The 10,132-nt window shown below is 71.6% G+C and carries 7 protein-coding genes; 1 reads left to right on the forward strand and 6 read right to left on the reverse strand.

Annotated features, from left to right (window positions below):
- The 5 genes from VFB40_RS14975 to VFB40_RS14995 form a co-directional block, all read right to left on the reverse strand.
- Positions 1–2,291, reverse strand: a 2,291-nt coding sequence (locus VFB40_RS14975; RefSeq protein WP_349261484.1) for a glycosyl hydrolase family 95 catalytic domain-containing protein, incomplete at its 3' end; no start/stop codon positions are given.
- Position 2,292: 1 nt separating this feature from the next.
- On the reverse strand, positions 2,293–4,857 hold the full coding sequence (locus VFB40_RS14980) for a beta-glucosidase (protein ID WP_324851091.1): 2,565 nt from the start codon (positions 4,855–4,857) through the stop codon (positions 2,293–2,295).
- A 176-nt stretch (positions 4,858–5,033) separates the two neighbouring features.
- Positions 5,034–6,200, reverse strand: coding sequence for a cation:proton antiporter (locus tag VFB40_RS14985; RefSeq protein ID WP_324851092.1), 1,167 nt, complete (start codon positions 6,198–6,200; stop codon positions 5,034–5,036).
- Positions 6,201–6,327: 127 nt separating this feature from the next.
- Entirely contained in the window at positions 6,328–6,675 is a 348-nt protein-coding gene (locus tag VFB40_RS14990; RefSeq protein WP_324851094.1) for a cupin domain-containing protein, read from the reverse strand.
- A 74-nt stretch (positions 6,676–6,749) separates the two neighbouring features.
- A complete protein-coding gene (locus VFB40_RS14995; RefSeq protein ID WP_324851100.1) occupies positions 6,750–7,622 on the reverse strand; it encodes a glycoside hydrolase family 76 protein in 873 nt (290 codons plus the stop codon).
- Between the two features lie 225 nt (positions 7,623–7,847).
- On the opposite strand from VFB40_RS14995, the gene gnd reads away from it, so the two are divergent.
- On the forward strand, positions 7,848–9,287 hold the full coding sequence (gnd, locus tag VFB40_RS15000) for an NADP-dependent phosphogluconate dehydrogenase (protein ID WP_324851096.1): 1,440 nt from the start codon (positions 7,848–7,850) through the stop codon (positions 9,285–9,287).
- Positions 9,288–9,299: 12 nt separating this feature from the next.
- On the opposite strand, the gene VFB40_RS15005 is transcribed toward gnd, so the two are convergent.
- The coding region (locus tag VFB40_RS15005; protein ID WP_324851098.1) for a beta-xylosidase family glycoside hydrolase at positions 9,300–10,132 on the reverse strand (833 nt) is incomplete at its 5' end.

Genomic DNA, 10,132 nt, shown 5'->3' on the forward strand with positions numbered 1-10,132 from the left:
GTGAATTCGTCTGCTGACGTCGGGCCTATGGCGATATGCGTCGCACCGCTGACCACCTGGACCGTCTGTCCCGGCCACGGATTGCGGATCCGGATCGGACCGGTCGCTCCGGCCTCGATCGCCACGGTCAGCAGCCGGCCGCCGCGCACCTGTACATCGACCTTGCCGCGATGCTGGATGTACACGCTGGCGTCGGCGTCCCAGCCGCTCGGCCACGCCGGGGCGACGCGCAGCAAGCCGTCGTAGTCCTGCACCATCGCGTCCTGCAACGCGTCCGCGACCACCGCGCCCTGCTCCGCGTACGGCTCGGGATAGCTCGCGCCGAACGCGGCCAGCCCCGACGGACGCAACTGGTACTTCTCGGTCTGGTCGACGAGCGTCTTGGCGACGTCCGCGGCCAACCCGAGCCGTGCCGCGTCGATCGGGTCGAGGCTCCAGTCATTGATCTCGACGTTCGGCCGGTCGGTGAAGGTGCGCCGGGCCAGCGCGCTCAGCGGCCCGCTGTCGCCGACGAGCCCGTACGGCCAGACCGGTTCCAGGCCGAGGTTCTCGGTGTTGTGGGTCGGCGCGGCCTGCTGGTACGACATGCCGACCACGTCGCCGCCGGTCGCGTCGGCGGCCGGGGTGAGCTGCTGGGTGCGGGTCGCGGCGTCAGTACGCGGATACGGCAGGATCTTCGGCAGCGCGGCCTCGATCTGGCCGACCAGGTCGCCGTCGCGGTGCAGGATCCGCGCCGCCTGGACCACCTCGGGCAAGACCGCGTCCATGGCGGCGATGTCAGTGGTCGGATCGTTCACGTCCCACTGCGTCTCGTGCGCGTTGGACGGGCTGGTGTGCAGGAAGCCGTCGGCGCCCGGCTTGGCGTAGGCCAGCATGAATCGCGCCCACGCGGCCATCAGCGGATAGTTCGCCCGCAGGAAGCCGAGGTCGTCGGTGGCCAGATAGGTCTGCCAGATGAAGAGCGACACCTCGCCGCCGGTGCTCAGGGTTCTGGCATTGAAGTTCGCCGGTCCCTGCGCGCTGCAGTCCAGGTAGGGCCGCGCGCCCCACGCTCCGTTCGCCTGGTGCACCTGGATGCCCACGCCGCTGAACCGCATGGTCTCCGGGACGCAGGCGCCCGGCAGCCCGCCGAACTGGCTCGACGTCCAGTTCTCGATCGCCGTCAAATCGTTGCGGTACATCGCGAAATAGGCGTCGTTGTTGCCGAACGCGCCCGCGCCGAGGTTCGCCGTCACCATCATCCGCAGGTTCCAGCCCCAGTAGGAGGCCGGATCCCAGGAATGCGAGTCCTGCGATGAGTCGAACAGGTCGGCGACGCCGGCCTGCGAGCCCGGCCGTACTGTGCCGCGCTCCGCGGCCGCCGCGTAGAGGCTGACCAGCCGGACGTTCTCAAGGTACTGCGCCGCGCCGTCCGCGGAGGAGAGCTCCATCAATCCGACATGGCTCCAGTATCCGTGCCACCAGCGCCGTTGCGCGGAATCCAGCGCCGCGGCGGGAAACGGCGCGGCATCGGCGCGCAGGCCGCGGGCCACGGCGGTCACGTCGCCGCCGGTCCACTGCGGGGCGGCCACCACGACGCGGAACGAGCCGTCGGCGTGTGGACGGAAGCTGACCTGCACCGTGAGCGGATCGACCACGCTGGCCTGCACGCCCTGGCCGGAGGCCGTCACGGCGGCGAGCGCGCCGAAGGTCTCGTTGCTCGCGCCCGGCTGGGTGTTGTCGACCCAGGTCTGCGAGAGCACGCCCACGCTTGCGCCGACGGCTTGCGCGGCCGGGGTTCTCGGCTGCCACAAGCCGAGCCGCGCGGTTTGGACGGCGCCGGGATCGGCGCCGGTCACGTTCACCACGAGCTCGTCCGTCGCAGAGCTCACATACGCCGTCGCGGTCATGCCGCCGCCGGACTCTGTCAGCACTCCGTCATACAGGTCGAGGCGGCCGTGGTAGTCCGGCGCACCGGTCAGCTTCGCGAGACCGGGTATCACCACCTGGCCGGGGGAGAGCCGGTCGGGCAGCGTGTCGGCGCGGTTGAGCTGCGCGGTGAATCCGCTCGCCGCCCACACCGCCGCGCCGAGGCTGCCGTTGCCGAGCGGCATCGCCTGCGCCGCGGCGGCGTTCGGCTGGCCGAGCACCACGTCCGAGCGGCCGACCACGCCCGGGACGTCCACATGGAACGCGCCGTCGCGCCACGCGGTCGTCGGCTCGCTGCTCGCGTCCGCCGCGGCTGCCGAGGAAAGCAGCGAGGCGGCGAGCGTCCCGGTCGTGGCCAGTGCGAGCAGACGTCGAGCTCTCATATCAGCCACCGATCTCGATGTGTGCGGCGAGCGGGAGGTCACGCGAGGAGGTGCCGACGGAGACCGTGTACGTGCCCGGCTGCACGGTCCAGGCGTTCGCGGCGGCGTTCCAATAGGCGAAGGACTGCGGGGTGAGGCTGAGCGTCACGTGTCGCGTCTGTCCCGGCGCGAGCTGCACCTTCGCGAAGCCTTCGAGTTGATTGGGCGGCTCCGGCACCGCGGAGTCCGCCGGATGCCCGATGTAGAGCTGGACCACTTCCGAACCGGCCCGCCGACCGGTGTTCGTCACGTCGACGCTGACCGTCCGGCCGCCGCCCTCGACTCTCAGCCTGCTGAGTTTGAACGTCGTGTAGGACAGCCCGTAGCCGAACGGGAACAGCGGATCGATTCCCGCCTCGTCGTAGTGCCGATAGCCGACGAACACGCCCTCGGAGTACGTCGCGACGCCGCCGACGCCCGGATATTGCGCCGGAGTGTTGGCCGGGGTGTCGGCGAGGCTGCGCGGGAAGGTGATCGGCAGGCGTCCGCCCGGATCCGAATCACCGAACAGCAGCGCCGCGATCGCGTTCCCGTCCTCCTCGCCCGGATACCAGGCCTCGAGCACGCCGGCGACCTGGCCGAGCCACGGCATCAGTACCGGGCCGCCGGTGTTGAGCACCACAAGCGTGCGGGGGTTGGCGGCGGCGACCGCCTCGACGAGCTGATCCTGATAGCCGGGCAGTGCCAGGCCGGTGCGGTCGGCGCCCTCGCTCTCCTTCTCGCCGACGAAGACCACGGCCACGTCCGAGGACTTGGCGGCGGCCACGGCCTGCGCGATCTGCGGGTCCTGCGCGCCGTCCGGCGCGGTCCAGCCCAGCTCGATGGTGCTCGTGCCCTGATAGTCGACCCGGATCGAGTGCGGTTGGCCCGCGACCAGGTTCACCGTCGCGGTGGCCGTGGAGGCCGGGAAGGAGCCCTTGCCCGAAGCGACCTGGGTTCCGTCCAGGTAGAGCGCGGCGCTGCCGTGGCTGGTCAGGTTGAAGGTGTACGCGCCGGTCACCGGGGCGGTGACGGTCCCGGTCCAGCGCACTGACCAGCTGTTGGCAGGCAGGCCGGGGACCGGCGCGACCGCGTGGTAGTCGGTGTCGATCCACGGCTCGTCGCGGGTGGCCACCGGCGTGCCGGTGAGGTTCGGCGTGGGGAAGTACTGCGCTGTCAGGCCGCTGACGGCGGCGGCACCGTCGGCGGGAGCCAGCGCGCTCGACGGGACCGCGGGCTGCGGGCCGAGATTGACCGGCGGCATGCCCTCCGCGTAGTCGACCTTCACCGCGGCCCCGGCGCGCTTCTCGATTCCAGTCAGGGGGCTGACGGTGTACAGCGGCGCGACGTCCGGGCTGCCCGCGCCGCCGGTGACGGCCGTGCTGGCGCCCGGGCCGATCACCGCGACCGAGTGCACGCTGCGCGGGCTGAGCGGCAGGACGCCGCCGGCGTTCTTGAGCAGCACCGTCCCCGCCTCGGCGGCGTCACGGGCCACCCGCCCGTCGGCGGCCGCGTTGATCGGTTCGGTGGTCGCGGGCCGATCGAAGAGCCCGAACTGGAACATGGTCCGCAGCACCGGGTATACGAGGGCGTCGACTGCCGCCGTCGAGACCTGCCCGGATTCGACGTCTGCCTTGAGCGCGTCGCCGTAGTACGTCGCCGAGGGCAGTTCGATGTTCATCCCGGCGTCGACACAGTCGAGCGTGCTGTGGCAGGAGCTGAAGTCGGAGGTCACAAAGCCCCGGAAGCCCCAGTCCTGCCGCAGCGTCTGCTGCAACAGCCCGCCGTTCTCGCACGCGTACTGGTCGTTGACCTGGTTCTTGGCGCACATCACCGAGCCGGCGCGGCCTTGCACGACCGCGTCCTGGAACGCCGGGAGGTAGATCTCGTGCAAAGTGCGCGGGTCTATCCGCTCGTCGATCGTGCTGCGGTTGGTCTCCTGGTTGTTCGCCGCGAAGTGCTTGACCTCGGCGATGGCGCCCTGCGACTGGATGCCGCGGATGTCGCCGACCGCGGTCTGCCCGGCCAGGTAGGGGTCCTCTCCGTAGGCCTCGAAGGTGCGGCCGTTGAGAGGCACTCGGGCGATGTTCACGTCGGGGCCTTCGAGCAGATTGCGGCCCTGGTCCAGCGTTTCCCGGCCCTCGACGGCGCCGTATCGCGCCGCGGTGGACGCGTCCCAGGCGGCCGCGGCGCCGATCGGCGCGGGTAACGCAGTGGCCGGATACTGCACGACGCCGCCGGAACTGACTCCGGCCGAGCCGTTCGTCAGGAGCAGAGCGGGCACGCACAGCTGCGGAATCGGCCCGACCTGCCGGGCGTGCGTGCTGTCCGAGATCGCGTGCAGCAGCAGCATCTTGTCATCGAGGGTGAGCTGCGCGAGCAGCAGGCTGGCGCGTTCGTCAGGGCTTTTATGCCGGTCCAGCCACGAAGCGCCGGAGCAGCTGCTCGCGTCCCACGCCGCGCTCCCTGTCGCCGCCGTCCCGGTTGCTTTCCCTACGGCGAGCGCCGGAGCGGCTCCCAGCCCGGCGATTAAGCCAATCGCCGCCACCGCTGCAGCGAACGCTCCCCGCAACCGGCTACCCATCGGCCACCTCACCCTCGCTCAACCCTGAGCTAGTGAGCGAGGTTTACACCATAGATCGGACCTGTCAAGCGGAAGGCGGGTGTTTCAGCGCATAAACGGCAGCCATCTGCGGTCATCTACGCCGACACATCGGATGTGTTTCAGTCGGCTGCGGGCTCTCCGGCTTCGGTTTGCGCGACGAGGCCCGCATCGCCGCGGGCCCGCGCCCCGGCCCACCCGGTCGTGGCCACCGTGATCAGCGCGGCGGCCAGGATCGCGCCGTCCTCCCCGGGCCGCAGCAGGCCCGCGCGTGAACCGATGGTGACCGCCGCCACGGGCACGCCGAGCTGGGCTGCGGCCAGCACGGCCAGCGCGACCGGCTGGCGCAGGAGCGCCGCGGCGCCGTGCGCGGCGAGGGTTCCAAAGGCGAGGACCCCGGCCAGCGCGATCATCCGCGGATGGGAGGCGAGGGCGCGCAGGTCGAGGGAAGCGCCGAGCCACACGAAGAACACCGGGCCGAGGAACCCGTCGGTGACCGCGAACAACTGCCGGGCCAGCCGGTGCGGCTCTCCGCGCGCCGCGAGCGTGAGTCCGGCCGCGAACCCGGCCAGCATGACCGACACGCCGAGCCGCTGCGCCAGCCCGGCCAGCGCGAAGACGGTGATCAGCTGGACGCGCAGCTCGAGCCCGAAATGCCTGCGGCGGCTGAGCTTGCGCATCCGGGTCAGCAGTCCGCGATGCGCCGCCTCGCGCGTGACCAGCAGGAGGAGGACGCCGGCGCCGAGTACGGCCAGCACGCCGAGCGCCGCCCTCCCCGCGCGCTCCGGCTGCTCGGCGAGCGGCAGCAGCACGATGCAGGCGGTGTCGGCGATGGCGACGTGCACGATCGTGGCGAGCACCGGCGGCGCGTCCAGCTTCGCCTCGTCGATCACCGGCATGATCAGCGCCGCCGAGCTGGACGCGAACAGCACCGCGTACAGCAGCGCGTGTCCGGTGTCGAAGAGCGCTGCGACCCCGTAGCCCACGGCGACCGCGAGCGCGCCGGTGAGCAGGGCGAGCAGCAGGCCGCGGCGCAGGGCCAGGCGCAGCGCCGGGTCGCGCAGCGGAACGTGGCTGCCGGCCACGAGCATGATCAGGCCGAAGCCCGCGGAGGCGAGGAAGGCCAGCACCGGCTCGCCCGGGTCGATCCACCGCAGCCCGGTGCGCCCGGCCAGCACCCCGGCCGAGATCTCGCCGACCGCGACCGGGATCCCGGTCCGCCTCGGGGCCGCCAGCAGCGGCCCGGCCAGCCCGAGTGCCAGCACCAGCGCCAACCCGGCCAGGCTCACCGTGCCGCCGCCTCCCTCGCGCCCTGCCACCCATTCACCGGCCGCATCCACAGCATCGGTGCGGTGGAGACATCGTGACAGGTAGCGGACGTCCTGCCGGTCAGGTCGTCGACGCGAGTCTTCCCGGTCAGTCGAGCCGCACAGTCAGCAGCACCAGAGTGTCGGATTCGGCGAACAGCCGGTGCCGTTCCTCCGGGATGGCCACGGCATCGTCCTCGCGCAGCCGCCACTCGCGCTCGCCGGTCGCGAGGGTGGCCTCGCCGCTAAGGCAGGTGATGGTTGCCGAGCCGGGCGCCTGATGCTCAGCCAGTTCCCGGCCCGCGGCGAGCGCGAGCAGCGTGGTGCGCAGACCGGGCAGCGCGATGACCGTGCGCCCGGCACGCCCGGACTGCGCGGCGCGGGCCTCGTCGAGCATGCGGTCCCCGAGGGTGCGCAACGACACCACCTCGCCGGCCACGCTCTTCTCGTCGTTCATCCGCCTTCTCCCATCCGCCGGCTCCGCTTCGTCGGGCACCGGCCCGCTCTCATCACCTAACACCAACGGGCGCCTCAGTACCCGGCCAGCAACGCCTCCAGGGCGCTGGCCTGGGTGCGCCAGTCTCGGATGTTCGGGTAGGAGCCGGAGTCCGGTCCGGACCAGCGTTCGCCGAATCGGTTGAGGCTGTCGCGGTCGCTGGCCCAGAGCGCGGTGGCCTGAGTCGCGATGAACGTGCTGTACGCGCCGCCGGTGACGCCGTTCAGGTCGCCCAGATAGCGCATGAAGATGCCTCTGAACTGCTTCTGGTTGTCATCGCAGGTGGCGGTGACGCTGTCGCAGGATTCGGTCAGCAGCCCGCCGGAGGTCAGCGCCGGGGAGCTGATCGCGGAGTCGGCGAGGCGGCGCGCCTCGGCCAGCGCCGCGCCGCTGCCGGCCGCCCGCCAGACCTCGACGCCGGCACCAATGGCCAGGCCCTGGTTGTAGCTCCAGACGGTGCCGCCGTTGTTCGCGCACGACGAGGTCAGCCCGTCGTTCACCAAACCGGAGGAGTTGATCATCCCGCTCGCGACGAACCAGTTCCACGCGGAGTTCGCTCGCCCGAGCCAGGTCGTGTCGCCCGCGATGCGGTTGTGCAGCGCGGCGGTGAGCCGGACGTACAGCCCGTTGGCCACCGCGTTCTTGTAGACCCGCTGCCGGTCGGACCACACCCCGCCGCCGCAGCTGCTCGAATCCCACAGGGTGCTGACATAGTCGGCGATCGCCGCCGCCTCGTTCAGGTAGCCGGCGTTGTGGGTCAGGTCGTAGGCGTCGATCCAGGCCAGCGCAGCAACGCGGCCGCCACGGCCGCCGCAAAGATCAGGGCCCTGCTGCCACGGCGGCGGCCCCTGCTCTTCTCGATTCCGGTCCTTCGGCGCATCGGTCGCTCCTGTAAACGTTTCCGGAATGGGGCGTCAAAAAGCGCTCGGCCGCGCCGATGCCGAATACTGGAGCGGTCGGCGACCCTGCTCTCCCGCGCCGACCACTGGTGACGATACAGAGCACGAACGGCTTTGACGAGGGCCGGGCTAAAGGCCGTGTGCCGCGCGCACCCCAGCGGGTAGGTGACGTCGAACCGGCCCGGCGCTCCAGCCGTATTCCCGGTCGACCGGCACAGACGAAGGAGGCGCACCATGGAGGCAACCGCGCAGATCGGCATCACCGGCTTGGCGGTGATGGGCCGAAATCTCGCTCGCAATTTCGCCCGACATGGCTACACGGTCGCGGTACACAACCGCACGCCGTCACGCACCCGCGCACTCGTCGAGGAGTTCGGGCACGAGGGCAGCTTCGTGCCGGCCGAGTCCGCCGAGGACTTCGTCGCGGCGCTGGAGCGGCCGCGGCGGCTGATGATCATGGTGAAGGCCGGCGAGCCGACCGACGCCGTGATCGACGAGTTCGCCCCGCTGCTCGACGAGGGCGACATGATCATCGACGGCGGGAACGCGCACTTCGCCGACACCCGCCGGCGCGAGGCCGCGCTGCGCGAGCGCGGGATCCACTTCGTCGGCACCGGGGTGTCCGGGGGCGAGGAGGGCGCCCTCAACGGCCCCTCGATCATGCCCGGCGGCTCGCGCGAGTCCTACGCCGTGCTCGGCCCGATGCTCGAGGAGATCAGCGCGAAGGTGGACGGCGAGCCGTGCGCCACGCACATCGGCGCGGACGGCGCGGGCCACTTCGTCAAGATGGTGCACAACGGCATCGAATACGCCGACATGCAGCTGATCGCCGAGGCCTACCACCTGCTGCGCGAGGTCACCGGCTACAGCCCGGCCGAGATCGCCGAGGTCTTCCGCGCCTGGAACAAGGGGCGGCTGGACTCCTACCTGATCGAGATCACCGCCGAGGTCCTGGCGCACACCGACCCGGCCACCGACCGGCCGTTCGTCGACATCGTCAAGGACGCCGCAGAGCAGAAGGGCACCGGCCGGTGGACCGTGCAGACCGCGCTGGACCTCGGCAGCCCGGTCACCGGCATCGCGCAGGCCACCTTCGCCCGCGTCGCCTCCTCCCGCGCCGAGCTGCGCGCCGCCTACCGCCCGCTGCCCGGCGGCACCCGCCAACCGCTGCGCGCGCACGAGACCGACCGCTTCACCAACCAGGTCGAGCAGGCGCTGTACGCCTCCAAGATCATCGCGTACGACCAGGGCTGGACGATGATCCGCGACGCCGCGGCCGAGTACGGCTGGGACATCGACCTGGGCGCGGTGGCCAAGATCTGGCGCGGGGGCTGCATCATCCGCGCCGCGTTCCTCGACCGCATCCGCGCCGCGCACGCCGCAAACCCCGGCCTGGTCAGCCTGCTGGCCGAGGAGCACTTCGCCGAGGAGATCGCCGGCGCCCAGGTCCCCTGGCGCGAGGTGGTCGCCTCCGCCGCGCGCCGCGGCATCCCGGCCCCGGCCTTCACCGCCGCCCTCGCGTACTACGACACGCTGCGCGCGGAGCGGCTGCCGGCCGCGCTGATCCAGAGCCAGCGCGACTTCTTCGGCGCGCACACCTATCAGCGTGTTGACCGTGAGGGCACCTTCCACACCAAGTGGGCCGAACCCGGCCGCCCGGAGATCGAGGGCTGATTCGGCCCGGCGTCAGCCGCCGATCGGTTCGTAGTCGAACCAGTCGAAGCGGACGGTTCCGGTCGCGGCGTACACGCCGATGACCCGGCCGGTGAAGCCGCCGGCGACCTCGGTCGTCAGGTACTTGCCGTCGAGCGCGGCGAGCACCGCCAGCGTGCCGTCGGGTTCCACCACGCCCAGCGACACGGTGTCCGGGCCGGTGCGCGAGTCGCGCACCACGTCCGTCTGGCGCACCTGAACGCCGAGGATCACCGGACCCGCGGGCACGGCCCGCTGCGCCACCACGGTGCGCAGCGGGCCGATGCGGGCGACCACCTGCACACCGCCGTCGCCGGCCTCGATCTCGTAGTGATGCTGCTCGTCGAGGCGCACGGCCAGACCGCCGCGCCCCTCGGCGGGGTCGATCAGGGCACGTGCTTCGCAGGAGAAGTGCTGCTGCCGGCGGCCGACGAACGTCACGTTCAGGTCGTCCGGCGACCGGCCGCTCTCCCGAAGCGTCAGCCAGCCGGGCCGCTCCGCCGTCGTGCACAGTTCGGCCGGCCGGCGGCGCAGCGAAATCCACCGGGGGTGCAGTTCAACGTCGTCGAAGTCGTCGCGCGTCGGCTCGGCAGGGAACGGGTGCAGCGGCCAGGGCAGGGTCGGCAGATCGGGGGACAGCTCGCCGACCACCGGCCAGCCGTCCACCCAGCTGACCGGGGCGAGGAAGGTCTCGCGCCCGAGGCCGTGCCAACCCGGCGTGCCCCCGCCCGGACGCGTCCCGAGCAGCACCATCCACCACGAGCCGTCCGGGCCCTGCACCAGATCCGCGTGACCGGTGTTCTGGATCGGATGGTCGGTGCTGCGGT

Source organism: Actinocrinis sp. (genome assembly GCF_035650855.1).
Classification (GTDB): domain Bacteria; phylum Actinomycetota; class Actinomycetes; order Streptomycetales; family Catenulisporaceae; genus Actinocrinis.